19 protein-coding genes and 1 pseudogene are annotated in these 20,731 nt (G+C 64.9%); 11 read left to right on the top strand and 9 right to left on the bottom strand.

What is annotated here, in order from left to right:
- Nucleotides 1-30: 30 nt before the first annotated feature.
- The 7 genes from ubiU to ACJ7IV_RS00600 all read left to right on the top strand — a co-directional run bounded on the left by ubiU (nt 31) and on the right by ACJ7IV_RS00600 (nt 6,800).
- Nucleotides 31-1,026 (top strand): ubiquinone anaerobic biosynthesis protein UbiU, encoded by a 996-nt coding sequence (gene ubiU / locus ACJ7IV_RS00630; protein WP_023004293.1) that lies wholly within the window; start codon nt 31-33, stop codon nt 1,024-1,026.
- 10 nt (nt 1,027-1,036) lie between these two features.
- Nucleotides 1,037-1,957: a U32 family peptidase gene (locus tag ACJ7IV_RS00625; protein WP_483865340.1), complete on the top strand. Its 921-nt coding sequence runs from the start codon at nt 1,037-1,039 to the stop codon at nt 1,955-1,957.
- Nucleotides 1,958-1,962: 5 nt separating this feature from the next.
- A complete protein-coding gene (locus ACJ7IV_RS00620) occupies nt 1,963-2,703 on the top strand; it encodes an anaerobic ribonucleoside-triphosphate reductase activating protein (protein ID WP_483865339.1) in 741 nt (246 codons plus the stop codon).
- 24 nt (nt 2,704-2,727) lie between these two features.
- Nucleotides 2,728-3,870 (top strand): helix-turn-helix domain-containing protein, encoded by a 1,143-nt coding sequence (locus ACJ7IV_RS00615; protein ID WP_280552936.1) that lies wholly within the window; start codon nt 2,728-2,730, stop codon nt 3,868-3,870.
- A gap of 218 nt (nt 3,871-4,088) precedes the next feature.
- Nucleotides 4,089-4,322 carry a heavy-metal-associated domain-containing protein gene (locus ACJ7IV_RS00610; protein ID WP_483865338.1) on the top strand — a complete coding sequence of 78 codons (234 nt, stop codon included), beginning with the start codon at nt 4,089-4,091 and terminating at the stop codon, nt 4,320-4,322.
- 61 nt (nt 4,323-4,383) lie between these two features.
- The gene (locus ACJ7IV_RS00605) at nt 4,384-6,243 is read left to right on the top strand and encodes a heavy metal translocating P-type ATPase (RefSeq protein ID WP_483865337.1); all 1,860 of its coding nucleotides are present in this window, start codon (nt 4,384-4,386) and stop codon (nt 6,241-6,243) included.
- A complete protein-coding gene (locus ACJ7IV_RS00600) occupies nt 6,240-6,800 on the top strand; it encodes a hypothetical protein (RefSeq protein ID WP_483865336.1) in 561 nt (186 codons plus the stop codon). Before ACJ7IV_RS00605 ends, ACJ7IV_RS00600 begins: the two co-directional genes overlap by 4 nt.
- 98 nt (nt 6,801-6,898) lie before the next feature.
- On the opposite strand, the gene ACJ7IV_RS00595 is transcribed toward ACJ7IV_RS00600, so the two are convergent.
- The 4 genes from ACJ7IV_RS00595 to trmB form a co-directional block, all read right to left on the bottom strand.
- The gene (locus ACJ7IV_RS00595) at nt 6,899-7,651 is read right to left on the bottom strand and encodes a ribonucleoside-diphosphate reductase (RefSeq protein WP_483865335.1); all 753 of its coding nucleotides are present in this window, start codon (nt 7,649-7,651) and stop codon (nt 6,899-6,901) included.
- A gap of 51 nt (nt 7,652-7,702) precedes the next feature.
- Nucleotides 7,703-9,814 (bottom strand): adenosylcobalamin-dependent ribonucleoside-diphosphate reductase, encoded by a 2,112-nt coding sequence (locus ACJ7IV_RS00590; RefSeq protein WP_213311772.1) that lies wholly within the window; start codon nt 9,812-9,814, stop codon nt 7,703-7,705.
- Between the two features lie 38 nt (nt 9,815-9,852).
- Complete coding sequence (gene ubiT, locus ACJ7IV_RS00585) at nt 9,853-10,332, bottom strand: ubiquinone anaerobic biosynthesis accessory factor UbiT (RefSeq protein ID WP_483865334.1); 480 nt, start codon at nt 10,330-10,332, stop codon at nt 9,853-9,855.
- A gap of 236 nt (nt 10,333-10,568) precedes the next feature.
- Nucleotides 10,569-11,309, bottom strand: a complete 741-nt coding sequence (gene trmB / locus ACJ7IV_RS00580) for a tRNA (guanosine(46)-N7)-methyltransferase TrmB (protein WP_483865333.1) — start codon at nt 11,307-11,309, stop codon at nt 10,569-10,571.
- A gap of 111 nt (nt 11,310-11,420) precedes the next feature.
- Here trmB and ACJ7IV_RS00575 point away from each other — a divergent pair, with 111 nt between their 5' ends.
- Nucleotides 11,421-11,795, top strand: coding sequence for a DUF423 domain-containing protein (locus ACJ7IV_RS00575; protein WP_483865332.1), 375 nt, complete (start codon nt 11,421-11,423; stop codon nt 11,793-11,795).
- 6 nt (nt 11,796-11,801) lie between these two features.
- Here the strand turns inward: ACJ7IV_RS00575 and ACJ7IV_RS00570 are convergent, their stop codons facing one another.
- Nucleotides 11,802-12,218, bottom strand: a complete 417-nt coding sequence (locus ACJ7IV_RS00570; protein WP_161431707.1) for a PaaI family thioesterase — start codon at nt 12,216-12,218, stop codon at nt 11,802-11,804.
- Between the two features lie 146 nt (nt 12,219-12,364).
- Entirely contained in the window at nt 12,365-14,539 is a 2,175-nt protein-coding gene (locus ACJ7IV_RS00565; protein ID WP_483865331.1) for a malate synthase G, read from the bottom strand.
- Between the two features lie 232 nt (nt 14,540-14,771).
- Between ACJ7IV_RS00565 and ACJ7IV_RS00560 the strand changes: the two genes are divergently transcribed.
- Together ACJ7IV_RS00560 and ACJ7IV_RS00555 are read left to right on the top strand one after the other, a co-directional pair.
- Nucleotides 14,772-15,755: an alpha/beta hydrolase gene (locus ACJ7IV_RS00560; protein WP_483865330.1), complete on the top strand. Its 984-nt coding sequence runs from the start codon at nt 14,772-14,774 to the stop codon at nt 15,753-15,755.
- On the top strand, nt 15,752-16,243 hold the full coding sequence (locus ACJ7IV_RS00555) for a hypothetical protein (RefSeq protein ID WP_483865329.1): 492 nt from the start codon (nt 15,752-15,754) through the stop codon (nt 16,241-16,243). Before ACJ7IV_RS00560 ends, ACJ7IV_RS00555 begins: the two co-directional genes overlap by 4 nt.
- A gap of 6 nt (nt 16,244-16,249) precedes the next feature.
- On the opposite strand, the pseudogene ACJ7IV_RS00550 reads toward ACJ7IV_RS00555, so the two are convergent.
- A pseudogene (locus ACJ7IV_RS00550) lies at nt 16,250-17,119 on the bottom strand (YifB family Mg chelatase-like AAA ATPase); the annotation flags it as partial.
- A 65-nt stretch (nt 17,120-17,184) separates the two neighbouring features.
- Between ACJ7IV_RS00550 and ACJ7IV_RS00545 the strand changes: the two are divergent.
- Entirely contained in the window at nt 17,185-18,732 is a 1,548-nt protein-coding gene (locus tag ACJ7IV_RS00545; protein WP_483865328.1) for a recombinase family protein, read from the top strand.
- A 725-nt stretch (nt 18,733-19,457) separates the two neighbouring features.
- On the opposite strand, the gene ACJ7IV_RS00540 is transcribed toward ACJ7IV_RS00545, so the two are convergent.
- Together ACJ7IV_RS00540 and ACJ7IV_RS00535 are read right to left on the bottom strand one after the other, a co-directional pair.
- Nucleotides 19,458-19,724, bottom strand: coding sequence for a hypothetical protein (locus tag ACJ7IV_RS00540; RefSeq protein ID WP_483865327.1), 267 nt, complete (start codon nt 19,722-19,724; stop codon nt 19,458-19,460).
- A gap of 579 nt (nt 19,725-20,303) precedes the next feature.
- Nucleotides 20,304-20,702, bottom strand: coding sequence for a hypothetical protein (locus tag ACJ7IV_RS00535; protein ID WP_483865326.1), 399 nt, complete (start codon nt 20,700-20,702; stop codon nt 20,304-20,306).
- Nucleotides 20,703-20,731: the final 29 nt, after the last annotated feature.

The raw sequence follows: 20,731 nt of genomic DNA, 5'->3' as shown, positions 1-20,731 counted from the left end.
GGTCGGGATTCCCACGACAGGAGGCTCACCATGGAGCTCGTCTGCCCCGCCGGCAACCTGCCTGCCCTTAAGCGCGCCGTGGATGAAGGGGCCGATGCCGTCTACTTCGGCTTTCAGAACACCACCAACGCCCGCCAGTTCGCCGGCCTCAACTTCACCGACAAGCGCGCCAGGGAGGGCATCGACTACGCCCACGCCCGCGGCAAGCGGGTCTTCTGCGCCATCAACACCTACCCTCAGCCGGATGGCTGGGCCATGTGGACCCGCGCCGTGGACCAGGCCGCCGATCTCGGCGTCGATGCCCTGATCATGGCCGACATGGGGCTGCTCGACTACGCCGCCCGCCGCCACCCCGACCTCGCCCGCCATCTCTCGGTACAGGGCTCGGCCACCAGCCACGAGGCGCTGCGCTTCTATCACGACCAGTTCGGCATCAAGCGCGCCGTGCTGCCCCGGGTGCTCTCCATCACCCAGGTGCGCGACCTGGCCAAGCAGAGCCCGGTGGAGCTCGAGGTATTCGCCTTCGGCAGCCTGTGCATCATGGCCGAGGGGCGCTGCTACCTGTCGTCGTATCTCACCGGTGAATCGCCCAACACCCGCGGCGTCTGCTCGCCGGCGGCCCATGTACGCTGGGAGGAGACCCCGGAGGGCCTGGAGTCACGCCTCAACGGCGTGCTGATCGACCGCTACGGTGAGGGCGAGAACGCCGGCTACCCCACCCTGTGCAAGGGGCGCTTCGAGGTGGGCGGCGAGACCTACCACGCCATCGAGGAGCCCACCAGCCTGAACACCCTGGAGCTGCTGCCGGAGCTCAAGGAACTGGGCATCGCGGCCGTCAAGATCGAGGGTCGCCAGCGCAGCCCGGCCTATGTATCAAAGGTCGCCGGCATCTGGCGCCAGGCCCTGGATCGCCTGGAGCGCGCCCCGGGCCGCTTCCACACCGAACCCGCCTGGATGACCGGCCTCGGCGAGGTCTCCGAAGGCAGCACCACCACCCTGGGCGCCTACGAGCGCCGCTGGAAATAGGAGAGAGCCCATGTCCGCTACCCCCACGCTCCAGCTGTCGCTCGGCCCGGTGCTCTTCTACTGGACCCGCGAACACTACGCCGACTTCTATCGCGAGGCCGCCGACTGGCCGGTGGAGATCGTCCACCTGGGCGAGTCGGTCTGCTCACGGCGCCGCGACATGAAGCTCGACGACTGGCTTGGCATCGGCCGCGAGCTGACCCAGAGCGGCAAGCAGGTGGTGCTCTCGAGCCAGACCCTGATCGAGTCCGAGGCCGACCTGCGCGACCTGCGCAAACTGTGCGACAACGGCGAGTTCCTGGTCGAGGCCAATGACCAAAGCGCCCTGCAACGCCTCTCGGCGGCGGGCCAGCCCTTCGTGGCCGGTGCCGCTCTCAACCTCTACAACCCGGCCACCCTTGCCGTGCTCTCGCGCGCCGGTATGCAGCGCTGGCAGGCGCCGGTGGAGATGTCCCGGGACGACCTCGCCCGCCTGCTGGAGGACTGCCGCGAGCAGGGGATCGAGGCCCCCTGCGAGGTGTTTGCCTACGGCCACCTGCCGCTGGCCTGGTCATCGCGCTGCTTCACCGCGCGGCGCTACCAGAAACCCAAGGACCGCTGCCAGTTCGTCTGCCAGAAGCACCCGGAGGGCCTGGCCCTGCGCTCCCAGGAGTCCCAGCAGGTATTCACCCTGAACGGCATCCAGACCCTCTCGGGGGCATGCCAGGACCTACGCCACGAGGTGCCGGACATGGCCAGGATGGGCGTCGGTGTGGCACGCCTGAGCCCGCGCCCCGAGGGCATGGCGGAGGTGGTCACGGCCTTCGATGCCGCCCGCCGCGGCGAGTTGCCCACCCCCGATCCGCTCAGCCTGGTCGATGTCGAGATCTGCGACGGCTACTGGCACGGCCGCCCCGGCATGGACCACAGCCGAGCCGCCAGCCTGGGGTGAGCGCCATGGTGATCCCCCTGGTCCCCGAGCCCGGCGCCGTGATCCGTCTACCCATTGCCGGCTTCGAGGCCAGGGACGACCACGCCTTTCCGGGGCGCCGGTCGGCGGTGGTCTACCTGCAGGGTTGTCCGCTGCAGTGCGGCTACTGCGAGACGGCGAGCAGCATGGGGCCGGCCCGCCGCGCCGCCCCGGGGGAGTGGCCGGCCATGGAGGCACTGCTCGCCACCCGGCTGGGCGAGATCGATGCCGTGGTCTTCAGCGGCGGCGAGCCCACCCTGCACCCCGACCTGCCCGCCGCCGCCGATGCCTGCCGGTCACTCGGACTGGCGGTGGGGCTGCACACCGCCGGCCCCTACCCGGAGCGCCTGGAGCGGCTGCTGCCACGACTCGATTGGGTTGCCCTGGACACCAAGGGGCGCGGTGCCGACTTCGACCGCATCGGCGGCCGGCACGGCATCTGGCAGCACCACGCCCGCAGCCTGTCGCTGCTGCTGGAAAGCGACGTCCCCTTCGAGTGCCGCACCACGCTGCACTGGCGCGACTTCACCCTGGAGGAGCTCGAGCGTCTGGCCATGACCCTGGCCGACTGCGGCGTACGTCGCTACGCTATCCAGCTGGCACGGCGGGAACACTGCCTCGACCCCGGCTACCGGGAAGCGGTGGAGGACGCCCCGCCCCGGGAGACCCTGGAAACCCTGGCCAGGCGACTCAAGCGCCACTTCGAGCACCTCGAGCTGCGAGGCTGACGCGAACCATCAAGGCGAGCCATCATGTATCTGACCCTGGTCGATCTGCTGCTGGCCACCAGCATCATTCAGTCGCTGGGACTGGCCGTCTTCCTGCTGTTGCCCGAGACGTTCCGGCTGATCAGCAACCGCCTGCTGGCGGCCAGCGTCCTGACCTTCGCCGCCGGGCTCGGTGAGTTCTTTCTCTACTCCACCGGTCTGGCGCTGGAGCACCCGAACCTTGCGTATCTGGGCACCCTGGTCGGCCTGCTGCAGGCGGGCCTGCTCTATATCTATGCGCAATCTCTGATGTATCGCGACTTCCGCCTGCTGCCCCGGCACGCCCTGCACACCCTGCCGTTCTGGGTGATATCCGCGATCTTCCTGGTCGAATACTACCTGCAGCCCACGGAGGTGAAGCTGGAGATCCTTGTCGACCGCGACCACCCAGGGGTCCTCACCTCACCACTGCTGGCGGTGGCCATCCATCTGGTATTTCTCGGCTATCTGTGGGCCACCATCCACGCCCTGACCCGCTTCGGCACCACGGTACGGCAGCTCTTCTCCAACCTGGAGAACAAGCAGCTGGCCTGGTTGCGCACCCTGCTGATCCTGTACGCCATCGCCTGGCTTATCAGCCTCTTCTACTGCCTCTCCGCCCATGTCTACAGGGATCTTGTGAGTGTCACGGCGGTATCTGCCGTCGGTGCCATTTCTGGCTTCCTGTTTATCAACTATCTGCTGATAAACGCCCTCCACCAGCCGAGCATCTTCTCGGGATTGAGCGCCGACGAGGTGCAGCTGGCGGAAAGCGAAGCGCCGGGCCGGGCCGCCCTGATCAGCGCGGAGAACGCCGCGCTGCTGCGCCACCTCGATCGCCACATGGCCGAGGCCCGGCCCTACCTGGACGCCAACCTCAGCGTGGACCAGCTGGCCCGCCAGCTCGGCGTCCCCTCCCGGGAGCTGTCGCGGGCCATCAACGAGGGGCTCGGCAAGAACTTCTTCGAGCTCGTCAGCGACTACCGCATCGCCGAGGCCCGCCGTCAGCTGGAAGCCGCCGAAGCCGGCACCACCATCCTCCAGGTGATGTATGACTCGGGCTTCAACTCCAAGTCGGTCTTCAACACGGCATTCAAGAAAGCCACCGGGATGACCCCCAGCGCCTACCGGGCGCAGCACTCCGCCTAGCCAGCCCTCCCCCCTCCCTCTTTCCGGTTCGACTTTCATCGCCCTGAAGCTCGAACTCTTATCTCATTGATACATAGAGACTTTTCAGCAAGAAAGAAAAGGGTTCGAGAGTGCGCTGACGAACGACCCGGAGGTCTCCGCTCCCTATCATGGTGTCAACGCTGAGCAGCCAGCCCGCTGGCCTGACTCTTCACTTCACCATGACGGAGCAGACGACCATGACGACTTCCACTCTGAAAACCACCACCCTGCGTTCCGACGAGTTCTCCTGCCCCAGCTGTGTCAACAAGATCGAAACCCGGCTCAAGGGGCTCGAGGGCGTCGAGTCCGCCGAGGTGAAATTCGCTTCCGGCCGGGTACTCGTCAGCCACGATCCGGCAAAGGCCTCGGTGCGCGCCCTGGTCGATGCCGTGGCCGAGGTCGGCTTCAAGGTCAGGCCTTCGGCCATCTGAGCGGAGCGTTCGCGCAGGCAGGGGGCACTCCCGCCCCCTGCCAATCGTACAGGAGAGACTCATGAAACAATGGAACACCTGGGGCGTGGTCATCGCCTCTGGCCTGTTGATCATCGCGTCCTGGCTCACCGGCTCGGACCTGCTGATGATCGCCGCCGCCGCGGTGGCGGGCTATCGGATTGCCATCTCCGCCTACCAGGCTCTGCGCATCAAGACCATCTCCATCGACCTGCTGGTCATCGTCGCCGCGGTCGGCGCCCTGTTCATTCACAACTACTGGGAATCCGCCGCGGTGACCTTTCTCTTCGCCCTCGGCGGCGCCCTGGAAAGGGCCACCCTCAACAGGACCCGCCAGGCCCTGTCGGACCTGGTGGAGGCCGCCCCCGAAACGGCGACCGTGCTGCGTGACGGGGAGCCGCAAACCGTCGAGGTGTGGGAGCTCGTGCCCGGCGATATCGTCTTGATAAGGAACGGCGAGCAGGTGCCCGTGGATGGCACCGTGGTCTCCGGCCACGGCGGGGTGGATGAGGCCAGCATCACCGGCGAGTCGGTGCCTGCCGAGAAGGCCGAGGGCGTGGAGGTGTTTGCCGGCACCTGGCTGAGATCCGGCGTGCTGCGCGTCAAGGCCGTCGGCATCGGGTCGGACACTGCCCTGGCCAGGATCATCCACCGCGTCGAGGACGCCCAGGATGCCAAGGCCAGGACCCAGACCTTCATGGAGAAGTTCTCCCGATACTACACGCCCGGGGTGATGCTCACTGCGCTGATCATCGGCCTGCTGACGCGCAACGTGGAGCTGGCCCTGACCCTGCTGGTCATCGGCTGTCCGGGTGCCCTGGTCATCTCCATACCGGTTTCCATCGTGGCGGGTATCGGCCGCTCGGCCCGGGACGGCGTGCTGATCAAGGGGGGCGAATACCTGGAAACCGCCGCCCGGGTCAGCGCCGTGGTCATGGACAAGACCGGGACCCTGACCAACGGACGGCCCGAGCTGACCGATGTAGTGGTGCTGGATGACGCCTGGAGCGAGGATCAGGTACTCGCCCTGGCCGCCCGGGCGGAAACCGCCTCGGAACACCCCCTGGCAGAGGCGATCATTCGCGGCGCCGAACAGCGCCAGCTGGCCGTGGCGATGGTCGAGCGCGCCGAGCCGGTGACCGGCAAGGGCATCCGCGCCGACGTCGATGGCCATACCGTCACCGTGGGCTCCGCCGACCTGCTCGACCACACCCCCGACAACGAGCGCATCCTGGCACTGAATGCCGCCGGCAAGACCGCCATGTTCGTCGGCGTGGACGGCCGCGCCGTAGGGATCGTGGCGGTTGCCGACACCGACCGCGACGACGCCCCGGCCGCCATCCAGGCCCTGCATGACAACGGCATCAAGGTGGTCATGGCCACCGGTGACGCCCGGCGTGTCGCCGAAAGCGTGGCGACGGAGCTTGGCGTGGACGAAGTGCACGCCGAGCTGCTGCCCGAGGACAAGCTGACGCTGGTCGAGGCGCTGCAGCGTCAGGGGCATACCGTGGCCATGGTGGGCGACGGCGTCAACGACACACCGGCGCTCGCCCAGGCCGACATCGGAGTGGCCATGGGCGCCGCCGGCTCACCCGCCGCCATCGAAACCGCCGATATCGCGCTGATGGCCGACCGCCTGCCCCGCCTGCCCTATGCCCTGGGCCTGGCCAGGCGGACGGTGAACACCATGCGACTCAATATCGCCATCGCCCTTCTGACCGTGGCCGTGCTGCTGGCCGGGGTGCTCTTCGGCGGCGTGACCATGGCCATCGGCATGCTGGTTCATGAAGCGTCGGTACTGCTGGTCATCCTCATCGCCATGCTGCTACTGCGTCCCACCCTCAAGGAGAGCAGACAGGCGACAATGCAGCACCATGAACCCACGGATGCCCTGGCGTCATGATCACCGACAGCATCCTTTCTTACCACCACCAATCCATCCATACCGAGAACGGGAGACTCAAGATGTCGATCAAGCTTTCCACTGTCCTCATCCCCTTTACCCTGGCGGCCGCACTGGCGGTTTCCGGAACCGGCCTGGCGGCCGATACGGCGGTGCACGACCATGACCATGGCGACGTCCCCTTCGAACTGCAGCTCAACGACGGCGAAAAGTGGGCAATCGACGCCCCGCTGGCTAAGGCCATGGGCGATATCAGCCTGGTGATGCGCGGATCCATCGACACCATCCATGAGGACCAGCTGCCGGCAACGGAGTACGTCCCCCTGGCTGAGCAGATCAATGACAGCGTCGCTTACATGGTGGAGAACTGTGAACTTCCGCCCGCGGCCGACGCCCAGCTGCACATGATCATCGCCCAGCTGGTGACCGGTGCGGACAAGATGGCCGGCAACAATGTCGACGCCACACCCCGGGGGGGAGCGGTTCAAGTGCTGGGGGCACTAGAGGCCTATGAGCGCTATTTCGATGACCCGGACTTTGTCGCTGTCCTTCACTGAGCCACACCCCGGCAACAACGAAATCCGGCGTGCCTTGCACGCCGGATTTTCTGGTTGCTGCCTGTCAGGAAAGGCGACTCACCCGCCGAGCCGATGGCTCAGCCGCACTTCGACCAGCCGCAGCCGGAGTAGCAGGTGGGGCAGCCGTCCATCATGATCAGCTCGCCGTTGCACTCGGGGCAGTGGCCCACCACGGTGGGGCCGTCGCCCTTGGCATGGGCGGCCTCCTCGGCCTTGCGCTCGGTCTGCTCGATCTCCTCGGCGGTGGGCGGCACCCACAGGTGGCCGCTGGCCTGGCGCTGGGCGTAGCGGGCCACCAGCTCCTCCACCGGCACCTGGTTGCCGTCCTGGTCGAGGAAGCCGCGGCGGTAGAGGATCTGCTGGATCGACCAGGCGATCGCCGCGACCTCGGAGTCGTGGAACACCGGCTTGCCCCAGCGGTTCATTCCGCAGCGCACCAGGCCCTTGTCCCAGGCCACCTTGCGCAGGTCGGCCACCGCCTGGGTGACGTAGCCGCCGCGGGCGGCCAGCGACAGGCTGCGCATGGTGGCGGTGATCCACTGGTGCTCGCTGGAGAGCTGGCCGGAGGGGAAGAAGAACTCCACCGGGCGCTCGATCACCACCCGCTTGCCGTTGAGCACGCCCTCCACGGGCATGAAGGAGACCAGCAGGTAGACCTTCTTGCGCCCCTCGGCGCCGACGTAGGAGATCTTCTCCGACACGGCCTCCAGGGTGCCCTCGGGACGCGACGGGATGCGCACCGTGAGCGGGTTCTCCTCGGGCAGCGGCGGCTCTTCCACCGCCTTCTTGACACTGTAGGAAACGATCTTGGAATTGATCTCGACGGCCATCAGGGGGCTCCTCCGGAAAGTTTTACATTGACGCTAGCGTGACAGCAGGCATTACCACTTGCCATAGGTGCCTTCCTTCAGCGCGTCATAGAGGTTCGCCGCGTTGTGCTCCTCGCCGTCGTAGATGACCTTCTCGTCACCGGCCAGCTCCACGCTCTCGCCATTCTCCAGCTCGAAGACGTAGGTGGTGTTCTTGAGGTCGTCCTCGCGCACCAGCACGCCCTGGAAGGCCTCCGGATTGAAGCGGAAGGTGGTACAGCCCTTGAGCTTGCTCTGGTAGGCGTCGAGGTAGAGGTCCTTGAACTCCTCGAAGGGGAACTCGGTGGGCACGTTCACCGTCTTGGAAATCGCCGAGTCGACCCAGGCCTGGGCGGCGGCCTGCACCGCCACGTGCTGCTTGGGGCTCACCGCGTCGGCGGTGATGAAGTAGTCGGGCAGGTCGCTCTCCACGGCGTCGGCGGCGATGAAGTGACGGTAGGCCGCCAGCTCGAAGGAGACCACCTCGACCTGCTCCTTGGTCTTCTTGCCCGACTGGATGACGTTGCGGAAGTAGCGGTGCGAGAACGACGGCTCGATCCCGTTGGAGGCGTTGTTGCCCAGCGACAGCGAGATGGTGCCGGTCGGCGCGATGGAGCTGTGGTGGGTGAAGCGCGCACCATGCTCGGCGAGCTGGGCGACCAGCTCAGGCTCCACCTCGGCGACCTTCTGCATGTACCGGCTATAGCGCGCATGCAGGATGCGACCGGGCACCTTGTCGCCGATCTCGTAGCCGTCCTTCTTGAGCTCCGGGCGCTCACGCAGCATCTTCGGGGTGATCTCGTAGTCCTCGGCCAGTGCCGGGGCCATGCCCTTCTCGCGGGAGAGTTCCAGCGCCTGCTTCCAGCCCTCGATGGCCAGGTTGCGGCTCACCTCCTCGGTGAAGGCCAGCGACTCCGGCGAGCCGTAGGGGATCTTGAGCATGGTCAGGGTGGAGCCCAGGCCCAGGAAGCCCATGCCGTGGCGGCGCTTGGCCTCGATCTCGCGACGCTGGCCCTCCAGCGGCAGGCCGCTGATCTCCACCACGTTGTCGAGCATGCGGGTGAAGATCGCCACCACCTGGCGATAGCGCTCCCAGTCGAAGCGCGGCTTCTTGCCGAAGGGGTCGATCACGAAGCGCGTCAGGTTCACCGAGCCCAGCAGGCAGGCGCCCTCGGGCGGCAGCGGCTGCTCGCCGCAGGGGTTGGTGGCGCGGATCTCCTCGCAGAACCAGTTGTTGTTCATCCGGTTGACCTGGTCGATCAGGATGAAGCCCGGCTCGGCGTAATCGTAGGTGGAACGCATGATGGTGTCCCACAGCTCACGGGCCTTGATCACCTCGACGATGCGGCAGGCCACGCGACCCTCGGCGTCGACGGTGTAGCCCTCCTCCACCACCGGCCAGTCGCGGTAGATCAGCTCGCTCTCCTCGACGTCATCCTTCTCGCCGGCGTGCAGCGGGAAGGCCAGCGGCCAGTCGGTGTCCTTCTTCACCGCTTCCATGAACTCGTCGGTGATCAGCAGGCTCAGGTTGAACTGGCGCAGGCGACCCGACTCGCGCTTGGCCTCGATGAACTGACGCACGTCGGGGTGGCCGACGTCGAAGGTGCCCATCTGAGCGCCGCGGCGGCCACCGGCGGAGGCCACCGTGAAGCACATCTTGTCGTAGATATCCATGAACGCCAGGGGGCCGTTGGTGCCGGCACCGGCGCCGAACACGAAGGCACCCTTGTGACGCAGAGTGGAGAAGTCGTAGCCGATGCCACAACCCGCCTTGAGGGTCATGCCGGCGTCCACCACGGAGTCGAGGATATCGTGCATGGAGTCACGGATAGTGCGCGACACCGTGCAGTTGATCAGACTCACCGCCGGCTTGTAGGCCTCGGCGCCAGCATTGGACATGATGCGCCCGGCGGGAATGGCGCCATTCTCCAGCGCCCAGCGAAACTTCGGCAGCCAGGCGTCGGCCTGCTTGTCTTCCACCGCGGCCAGCGCCCGGGCCACACGATCCCAGGTGGCAGCCACGTCCTGGTCCACGGCCTTGCCGTGACGGTCCTTGAGGCGGTACTTGGAGTCCCAGATATCGCGGGACGGCCCCTGCAGGGGCACCTCGTTGGATGACTTCACTGCCTTGGTGGAAGTGCTCATTCGGATGGCTCCGGAAGAAGTTCGTTAATCGAAAAAATTCAGCTTGTACGTCTCGCCAGTCGCTCCAGGCGAACCAGCAGCTCTCCGAAGGGCCCCTGGGCCAGGCCCTCCTCGCGACCGTCGAGCAGGTTCTTGACCATCAGGCCCAGTTCGGTGTCGCCCTCGATCAGCAACCGGCGCTGAAAGAACAGCGCATCGGGGTCCTCGCGCCGGGTGGCCAGGCAGAGGAACTCCCGCCAGCCACCGCGAATGGTGGCCTCGCCGGGCTCGCCACACACCGTCAGGCACTCGCCCTCCAGGGTGAGGGTCAGCGCCACGCCGATATCCTCGATGGCCAGGGTGATGCGGCGCCCCTCCAGGGCGTCGAACTCCCCCTCGGCCAGGGGCTCGGCGAAGGTGCGGTTGAGCAGCGGTTCCACCAGGCGGCGCTTGAGACCGACCGGCACGCGCGGATCGATGGCGCGAATCAGGTGGGCGGGTGCGGGAGGACGCGGCAGGGACAGTAACGGCAGGGACATGACAGCTCTCCTGAAGGGTAACCATGCGGCCAGGGCCGCCGAACCGTTCATCCTAGGCCGGTGCTCCCGGGGCTGCACTGACATGCATCATGTCGGTGTCAGGCCCTCTGTTCACCCGCGGCCCGACTACCATATATAGACCATATCTCGCCGGCAAGCCCCATATCTGGTGCAAGCCGGCGAACATCATGATCCATTTTCATTTGACAGCCTAACCGCTTGAAGCGGCGGCAGAATCACCCGACGCGGCGGTAGATGAGATCCCAGACGCCGTGGCCGAGCTTCTCGCCGCGGGCCTCGAACTTGGTCAGCGGACGGAACGCCGGGCGCGGCACGTAGGGCGCGGTCTCGGCCTCGGCGGTATTGGCGAAGCCGGGGGCGGCGTCCATCACCTCGGCCATCCACTCGGCGTAGGCTTCCCAGTCGGTGGCCAGGTGGAAGGTGCCTCCGACCTTCAGCCGCGAGCGCACCAGCGCGACGAAGGCGGGCTGCACGATGCGCCGCTTGTGGTGCTTCTTCTTGGGCCAGGGGTCGGGGAAGAACAGCTGCACGGTGTCGAGGCTCGCCTCGGGCAGGCACTCCTCGAGCACACGCAGGGCGTCCTCGCGGTAGACGCGCAGGTTGCTGAGGCCGCGCTTGTCCGCCTCGTCGAGCAGCTTGCCGACGCCCGGCGCATGCACCTCGATGCCGATGAAGTCGGTATCGGGATGGGTCTCGGCCTGCTCCACCAGCGAGGCGCCCATGCCGAAGCCAATCTCCACCACGCAGGGCGCGCGGCGCCCGAACAGCGTCTCGAGCTCCTGGCGACCGTCGGCCAGGGTCAGCCCGAGCCGCGGCCACACCTCCTCGAGCCCGCGGGTCTGGGCCTGGGTCATGCGTCCGGCGCGCAGCACATAGCTCTTGATGCCGCGGCGGTGCAGCGGAGCGTCCGCCCCCTCCGGGCCGGTGGTCTTGTCGTCGTGTCGGGGATCGGTCATGGCGCGGGGCAACTCTTCTTGGCTTGAATAAACCGGGGGCGCGTATTGTAGCGGCTAAGGCTCGCCCGGGGTACGGTAGCGGCCGATTCTACCGGCACGGAGGAGACCGATATGCAGGACAGGGGATGGTGGCTGGGGGTGGCGCTCTCCGGCGCCCTGGTGGTGATCGCCGGTGCCTTCGGCGCCCACGCCCTGGAGGGGCAGCTGGCCCCGCGGCTGGCGGCGGCCTTCGAGACCGGGGTGCGCTACCAGGCGTGGCACACCCTGGCACTGCTGGCGATGCTGGCCTGGCGCGCCTCCCAGCCGCTGGCCGGCCAGCGGCTGGCCATGGCGCTGTGGGCGGCAGGCATCGCGCTGTTCTCCGGTTCGCTCTACGCCATGGCGCTCACCGGCGCGACGGGGCTGGGGATGATCACGCCCATCGGCGGGGTACTGATGATCAGCGGCTGGCTGGCCCTGACCGCCGCCATATTGCGCGCCCGCTGAGGTGCCTCAGTCGTCTCGATCGGGCAGGGCGTAGGTGGCGGTGACCAGCGCCACCGGCTCCTCCTGTCCAGCCGAGAAGAGCTGCACCTCGCCCACCGCCAGGCGGCGGCCCAGCTTGAGGATACGCGCGGTGGCGATGATATCGCGGTCGCCCCGGGGGCGGCGCAGGAAGCGGCAGTGCAGGTCGCTGGTCACCGCCATGGGCTCGGGGCCAATCTCGGCGAGGATCGCCACGTAGAGACAGACGTCAGCGAGCCCCATCAGGGTGGGGCCGGAGACGCTGGCGCCGGGACGCAGGTGCTCGTCGTCGATGGCCAGGCTCATGGTGGCCTTCATGTGATCGACGGCCTCGATGGTGCCGAAACGCTGGGGGAACACCTCGTCGAGGAAATCCTCGATGGCGGCGGCGGTCATCACGGGCATGGCAAGCCTCCCTGCTGTGGCTAACGAAAACCACCACCTTAGCCGACCAGTGCCGGCACCGACAGTGCCCGAACGTCGAGCTCTCACGAAAGCGCCCCCGCGGCATAACCGCGGGGGCGCTCCCCGACGCCTTTCGTTGTGTTGCCTTACTTCGCCTTGTGAACGGCTCGCCAGTGGTGCAGCAGCGGCTCGGTGTAGCCGGCGGGCTGCACGCGGCCCTTGAAGATCAGGTCACTGGCGGCCTGGAAGGCGCTGGAGCCCTCGAAGTTCGCGCTCATCGGCGTGTACTCCGGGTCATCGGCGTTCTGCTTGTCGACCACCTTGGCCATGCGCTCCAGAGTCTCCTGGACGCGGGCGGCATCGACCACGCCGTGGTGCAGCCAGTTGGCGATGTGCTGGCTGGAGATGCGCAGGGTGGCACGGTCTTCCATCAGGCCCACATCGTGGATGTCCGGCACCTTAGAGCAGCCCACGCCGTGCTCGACCCAGCGCACCACGTAGCCGAGGATGCCCTGGCAGTTGTTGTCGAGCTCCTGCTGGATCTCCGCGTCGCTCCAGTCGGCGCTCTCGGCCACCGGCACGCTGAGCAGGTCATCCAGGACGTCCGGCTCGCCCTGCCCCTCCAGCTCACGCTGGATGGCGGCGACGTCCACCTGGTGGTAGTGCAGGGCGTGCAGGGTAGCGGCAGTGGGTGAGGGCACCCAGGCGGTGTTGGCGCCCGCCTTGGGGTGGCCGATCTTCTGCTCCAGCATGCCGGCCATCAGGTCGGGCATGGCCCACATGCCCTTGCCGATCTGGGCGCGGCCGCGCAGGCCACAGGCCAGGCCGACCTGGACGTTGTTCTTCTCGTAGGCCTGGATCCAGGCGGCACCCTTCATATCGCCCTTGCGGATCATCGGACCCGCCTCCATGGCAGTGTGCATCTCGTCGCCGGTGCGATCGAGGAAGCCGGTGTTGATGAACACCACACGCGAGGCAGCCTCGGCGATACACGCCTTGAGGTTCACCGTGGTACGGCGCTCCTCGTCCATGATGCCCATCTTCAGGGTGTCACGGGCCATGCCCAGCAGATCCTCGATGCGGCCGAACAGCTCGTTGGCGAACGCCACCTCCTTCGGCCCGTGCATCTTGGGCTTGACGATGTAGACCGAGCCCTCGCGGGAGTTGCGCGCCTCACCCTCGCCCTTCTTCAGGTCGTGCAGGGCGATCAGGCTGGTGACGATGCCGTCGAGGATGCCCTCGGGCAGCTCGTTGCCCTCGGCGTCGAGCACTGCCGGCGTGGTCATCAGGTGACCGACGTTGCGCACGAACATCAGCGAGCGACCCGGCAGGGTCACGCTGCCGCCAGCTGTGTTCTGCCAGGTGCGGTCGGCGTTGAGGCGACGGGTGAAGGTCTTGCCGCCCTTCTCGACCTCTTCTGTCAGGTCGCCCTTCATCAGGCCCAGCCAGCTGGCGTAGACGCCTACCTTGTCCTCGGCGTCCACCGCGGCCACGGAGTCCTCACAGTCCATGATGGTGGTCACCGCCGCCTCGACCACCACGTCCTTGACGCCGGCCGGGTCGGTCTTGCCGATCGGGTTGCTCGGGTCGATCTGGATCTCCAGATGCAGGCCATGGTTGCTCAGCAGGATGGTATCGGGGCTCTCGGCCGGGCCGTTGAAGCCCACCAGCTTGCCGGCATCCTTGAGGCCGGTCTCGCGACCACCCTCCAGGGTAACCACCAGATGGCCGTCACGCAGGGCATACTTCACGGCGTCACGGTGGGAGCCAGTGGCCAGCGGCGCGGCGCGGTCAAGCACGCCACGGGCGTAGGCGATGACCTTCTCGCCGCGCTTGGGATTGAAGCTCGTGCCCTTCTCGGCGCCGTCCTCCTCGGAGATGGCATCGGTGCCGTAGAGGGCATCATAGAGGCTGCCCCAGCGGGCATTGGCGGCATTCAGTGCATAGCGGGCGTTGTTGACCGGCACCACCAGCTGGGGGCCGGCCTGGACGGCAATCTCGCGATCGACGTTGGCGGTGGTGACCTTGACCGCCTCCGGCGCCTCGGCCAGGTAGCCGATCTCCTCGAGGAAGGCGCGGTAGCCAGGCATGTCACGCACCGGGCCCGGGTTCTCGCGGTGCCAGGCATCGAGCTGCTCCTGCAGGCGATCACGGTCGGCAAGCAGTTCACGGTTCTTCGGGGTCAGATCATGAAAGAGCGCATCGACGCCGGCCCAGAAGGCCTCGGCCTCGACGCCGGTGCCCGGGAGCGCCTGTTCATTGATGAAACGGTCCAGTTCGGCGGCTATCTGGAGGCGGTGACGCGTGACACGCTGGGTCATGGTGGATCTCCTCGCACGGGGCAGGCGGCGGGTGCACACCGAACTGCCATCAACAGGGTTGGGTGACTGCGTAGCTTCGATTTTGTGGAAAACCGTTCCATATGTAAAGCCGGATTGGCCTTGCCTCCCCAGGGACTCGACCAAAAGATAAGGCAGCGAGGCCAGCCCGTCCGACAAGCATGGTGCCGCCTCCTGCTTGCCGCTAGCATGGTGGAGCACCGTGGAGAATGCGATGAGCGATTTCACCCCCCTGCAGGCACTCGGCCCCTTCCGCTGGATCGACCCGGCCGAGGAGTTGCCCGGCGGCGACCACCTGGAACGCTATCTGGGCCACTACGGCCTCGCGCCCCTGCTCGCCGAGCATGTAGGGCTGCACCTGGGCTTCCTGGACGCCGGCGACTTCCGCCTGTGGGCCTCGGTGTGGAGCCCTGCCGAGCCCATCGGCACCGCCTTCGTGGTGCACGGCTACTTCGACCACCTGGGGCTCTATCGCCACCTGCTGGAGCGCCTGCTGGAGCGCGGCTGGCGCGTGGTACTGTGGGACCTGCCCGGCCACGGGCTCTCCAGCGGCCAGCGCGCCTCCATTGCCGACTTCGACGACTATGGTGGCTGCCTGCACGCCCTGCAGGACCACCTGGAAGCGGAGGGTCTGGCCCCGCACCCCTGGCTGGGCATCGGCCAGAGTACCGGCGCGGCGATACTCGCCACCGACGCCCTGACCCGCGGCGCGGACGGCAGCTGGGCCGGCCTGGCCCTGCTGGCGCCGCTGGTGAGGCCCTGGGGTTGGCGCCAGTCGAGTTGGCTGCACCTGCTGGTGGGGCCCTTCGTGCGCTCCATTCCGCGCAAGTTTCGCGACAACTCCACCGACGCCGAATTCGCCGCCTTCCTGCGCGACCAGGACCCGCTGCAGGCCGACCGCGTGGCGGTGGACTGGGTCAGCGCCATGCGTCGCTGGATGCCGCGGCTGCTGGCACTGCCCCCCAACCCGGTGCCGACCCTGATCCTGCAGGGCGAGCAGGACCTGACCGTGGACTGGGAGTGGAACCTGGAGGTACTCAAGGAGAAGTTTCCCAATGCCGAGGTGCATCTGCATCCCGAGGCCCGGCACCACCTGGTCAACGAGGCGGAGCCCATCCGCCAGACGCTGTTCGAGAGCCTGGACCGCTTTATCGATGCCCTGGCGCCCGACGCCGCAGTGGAGAGCACGCCATCATGACGATCCTGCCCACCCGCCTGGTCAGCCTGCTGGCTCTGACCCTGCTTGCCGGCTGCGCCGGCACCCCCGAGCGCCCCGACAGCAGCATCCGCCAGGCGCTGTTCAACCTGGGCGAACGCGCCGCCGCCCTGGTGATGAGCGCGCCTGAGCTGCCGCAACCGCCGAGCGACCAGGTGCTGCTGCTGGCTCGCCCCGAGGTCAACGCCGGCCTCGACATCGAGAATGAGCGCTTCAACGAGAGCCTGGTACGCGCCCTGCTGGCAGTCAGAGATGGCCCCCAGGTCCTCGACTGGAACACCGCCATGTCCGACAGCGGCGATAACCAGTGGCGCCTTGAGAGCCGCCTGATGGCCGACGGCCCGCCCCTCACCCTCTCCGACCGGCAACTGCTGCCCTACCGCCTGACGCTGACCCTGCGCCGCCCCGGCGAGGAGGCAGCGCGCTGGGAGCAGAGCCTGCAGGGCGCCCTGGACGCCACGGCACTGTAGTCTGCCTCACCCCTTGAGCAGTCGATCGAGCTGGCGGTAGCCCACCGCCTCGATCAGCTGATCGCGCTCGGGGCGCGAGACGCCGGCGAGATCGGCCAGGGTCAGTGCCACCCGCAGCACACGATGATAGGCCCGCGCCGATAGCTTGAGCCGCTCCAGCACCGCCGCCAGCCAGGCGCGGTCGGCCGCCGAGAGGCCGCAGGCCGCCTCCAGCTCGCGCCCAGCTAGGTGAGCGTTCAACGCACCCCGCGCCAGCTGGCGCTCGCGGGCTGCCAGCACCCGCTTGCGCACCGTGGCGGAGTCCTCGCCGGGCTGGTTGGCGGTAAGCTGCTCCGGGGGGAGTGCCGGCACCTCCACCTGCAGGTCGATGCGGTCGAGCAACGGCCCGGAGAGGCGCGCCTGGTAGCGCTGGATCTGCGCCGCGGTGCAGTGGCAGGCCTGCCGGGGGTCACCCAGATGGCCACAGGGACAGGGATTCATCGCCGCCACCAGCTGGAAGCGCGCCGGATAGCGGCGCTCGTGGCTGGCCCGGGCGATATGGATGCGCCCAGACTCCATGGGCTCGCGCATTACCTCCAGCACATGACGCGGAAACTCCGGCAGCTCGTCGAGGAACAGCACGCCATGGTGGGCCAGGGAGATTTCCCCGGGGCGCGGCCGCGCGCCACCACCCACCAGGGCCACGGCGCTGGCGGTATGGTGCGGGGCACGGAAGGGGCGTCGCCCCCACTCGGCGCGCAGCGGCAACCCGCTCACCGAGCGCACCGCCGCCACCTCCAGGGCCTCCTCGTCGGTCAGCGGCGGCAGGATGCCCGGCAGGCGGCTGGCCAGCATGGTCTTGCCGGTGCCCGGCGGACCCGCGAAGAGCAGGTTGTGTCTTTGAAGGCCTATGCCTATGCTAGCGGCATCCTAAAGGTGCAAGGGAAGGGAGAGCCACAGGCATGACTGAACAGAAGAAACCAAGGGCATACAGCTACTTACGCTTCTCCACCCCTGAGCAGATGCAGGGCGACAGCTTCAGGAGGCAGACACAGCTAGCCAAGGAGTACGCAGAGCGGCACGGGCTGGAGCTGGATGAACACAGCTTCGATGACTTCGGGCTGTCTGCATACCAAGGCCGGAACAAAGAGACGGGCGAGCTACGCATGTTCCTTCGAGCTGTTGAAGACGGAAGCATTGAGCCGGGCTCGTACCTGCTGGTTGAATCTCTAGACAGGATTTCCCGGCAGTCTGCATGGAAGGCATCGCGTGTATTGGGTGATATCTGCGATATGGGCATAACAATAGTCACCCTGTTCGATGGCAAGTCTTACAATGCCGAAAGCCTTGAAAGAGACTCAATATCTTTCATTCTTGCTATCCTCACCTTCCAGCGTGCGCATGAAGAGTCGGCAACCAAAGCTTACCGTCTTCGCTCAGTCTGGCAAGAGAAGCGGAAGAAGATCGCATCTGGCCAGCCTGTCCGCCTTACTTCCCGTGCCCCTCAATGGCTCAAGCCTGCTAGCGATGGCGTATCCTTTGATGTCATCCCTGAGCGTGGCGAGGTAGTCCGTAGAATCTTCGAGATGGCACTAGATGGAGTAGGCAAGAAATCTATCTGTGAGCACCTGAACTCTGAGGGAGTCCCTGTCTTCGGTCGTGGCAAGCATTGGCACCCTAGCTACGTGAACAAGATACTGAATAACCCTGCCACCTATGGCACCTTGACGCCCTTCACCAGCAGGCCAGAGAGGAAGACTGACAGGGAAGCCTGTGATCCTATTGAGGGCTATTATCCTGCTGTCATCGACAAGGATACCTTCGAGCATTTCCAAGCCTTGCAAGCCAGCAAGGCACCGAGAAGAGGCAGGCACTCCAAGAGCCAAGTACAGAACATACTAGGTGGTCTATCTACCTGCCCGCTGTGCGGTAGCACGATGGCTAGGGTATCCAAGAACGTAGCGAAGGGCTGGGTATACCTTGCCTGCCAGAGAGCCAGGCAGGGCGCTGGATGCAAGTACAACGCTGTTCGATATGACCGCGTAGAGCCCGTGATTCACAGCAAGATAAACAGGCTTGTCGATGCCTGCCCTTCTGGTGACGACTCGCTAGACATGCAGATAGAAGACACAAAGCTAGAGCTAAAGCTAAAGGAGAAAAGCATTGATAGGATGCTAGAGACAATCGAGCAAGGGCAGTTGCCACCGAACGCCAAAGGCATTCCCTTTTTGCAGGAGAGACTTTCTCAAAGAAGGATCGAGCTAGATGAAATAAAGGATAGGCTTTCCGAGCTGTACCAGCAGCGAAACATGCTAGGCACTGAGCTGGCTAGGCGACGTGCGGAGACCCTTAAGGCTGCTGTGCTTGAGCATCCAGAAGACAAGACATTGGTTAACACCAAGATGCGGGAATGCTTCTCCAAGGTAGTCGTAGACTTTCGATCCGAGAGCCTAGTATTCCACTGGAAGCAAGGCGGAGAGACTGCCATTAGGTACAAGGCCAGTAAGTGATACCAGGGTTGGGCTGGCTAGGACAGATGCGAGAGAGCAAAACCCAGCCTATACCCCTCCCTTTGCTTTCTCCGAGACTAGGGCAAGGGGGAAGTACGGGGCTCTCGAAAACCGAGATAGCTGCACAGGATTCCTTGCAGGATTTTGCATCTGACATGAGTTGCCCCTTGCTGGCGCTGAGAGCCTGCCCGTTTACTGCCTATTCTGCCCTATTCTGGGCGATCTGGCCGTGACCTGACGTACCGTACTGCTATGCCCTGCATCGCCTGATATCGCCAGACAAGGCGATCTGAGAGGCCCAGGACTGCAAGGCAGTTGTTGATAACAGCTCTCATCAAGAGCCAGAGGCTCGATACTTGTATGCGCCAGCAAAGCCCAGGACAGCGCCAGCAAGCCCGCCTGTACGTGCCTGTACGTGAAATCCACAGGGCTATGCCCCTGCTAGTTCTGTACTTTTCAAGGAGAGCCGCGCTCCTGAGGCACCAGACAGGGCACCTGATCCCTGATAGGGCTAGAGCAGGCTTTACAGGCTCACTGCTGGGCGATCTGGACTTAACCTGACGTACTGTACTGCTGGCGCTCAGAACGTCAGATACGGACGCACAGCGCCGGGACAGGGCATTTCCACATGATGGTAATTATTATCATCTAGACGAAAAATAGCCCCACCGATGCAGAGCCAAGGGCTCGACTGCAAAGGCAGGGCTGAGAAATTCTGAGGGCTGCTAGGCCGGAGCGATATCACCTGTACCGTCACCACCAGCTAAGACCCAGGCATCTGTACTTGCAGAGCCTGAAGCGATGTACAAGGCGTAGTCGTCACCGACGACACCGGCACCGTCTTGCTTGCCAGACAGGTAAGCCTGATTGATGGGATGACTGGCATTACCTAGGTCGGCTACAGCTACCTTGGTATACGGGAATGCTGTAGCTGTGGACTGGTAAGAATTGTTCTGGGTAAGGTCGCCTGTTCTAAGGTCTTGTACGGGCATACTGAATCTCCTTCTGTTCTGGAACTTTCTTCAATGACTGACACGACTAGGATCAACCAGAAGGAGAGGACTACCTTCGACACTCTAGCCCCTTTCTTACCTTTGGTTCTACCAAAGCAGCAATACTAGGAATACTAGGACGTTACAGGACATCCCTTTTCCAAGGAAGGAAAAGGGTAATGATGCTAGGCTCAATAGGCATATTAAGTATTAGCTAATAAAACAAAAGCCCCCCTACCCCCCATGACGTCCTGGTATTCCTGTGACGTCCTAGAAATCCTAGGACTTCCCGTACTGTCTACCGGAGGTAGGAAGTAGGGCTGGCATCGCTCCAATGATCTAGGGGCAGCCCCTGAGTCATCATCGCTTCTATAGTGGGCGGAAAGTCCGAATCGCCTAGAACGCCCGTACAGGCTTCCTGAGCGCTGAAACGGCTAAAGGTGCCTCACGGGCCATGGCGATCAAGAACACGGCTCAGTGAGGCGCACATGGCGATCTGGGAGGCAGGAGGGCTATCCCTTGCCCTCACTGCTATCCTTCTAGCTAGCCTGCTTGGCTAAATTAGGACCCATCAAGATGTCACGAATCTATTAAGCCCATACAAATAGCATAAGAGTTCAATGCGACCTCCCTAGACAGCCAGTCACTGGAAGCCGTGTTTGGTTGGATATCAGCCAAATTAACGTATGCTGTATTTACCAAATTTTCCAGACCCTTACTATCCATTACTGAGCCATCCACATAGTTCTCACTCAAGAACAGCTCTCTTGCCTCTTCCTCTGTCCCTTCAACATCAAACCTAAATTTAAATACATACCATGTTTGATGATAAATCGAGCGGCATTTTTCTTCGTATGCCTTTAGCACCTGCTCTCGGTGCTCAAGGGATTTTTCCGCATCTTCCAAGTAGTCTTGTGCCATTGCTGGCGCTGTTGCCAGTGCAGCTATAACGAATGCTCCCAGACTCTTACAGTTCACTATGCCACTCCTGATATTGGTTCCTTGGA

The organism is Halomonas sp. C10-5 (assembly GCF_057169305.1).
Note: the sequence above shows the minus strand (reverse complement) of the source record. Positions and strands in the feature narration are given on the sequence as shown.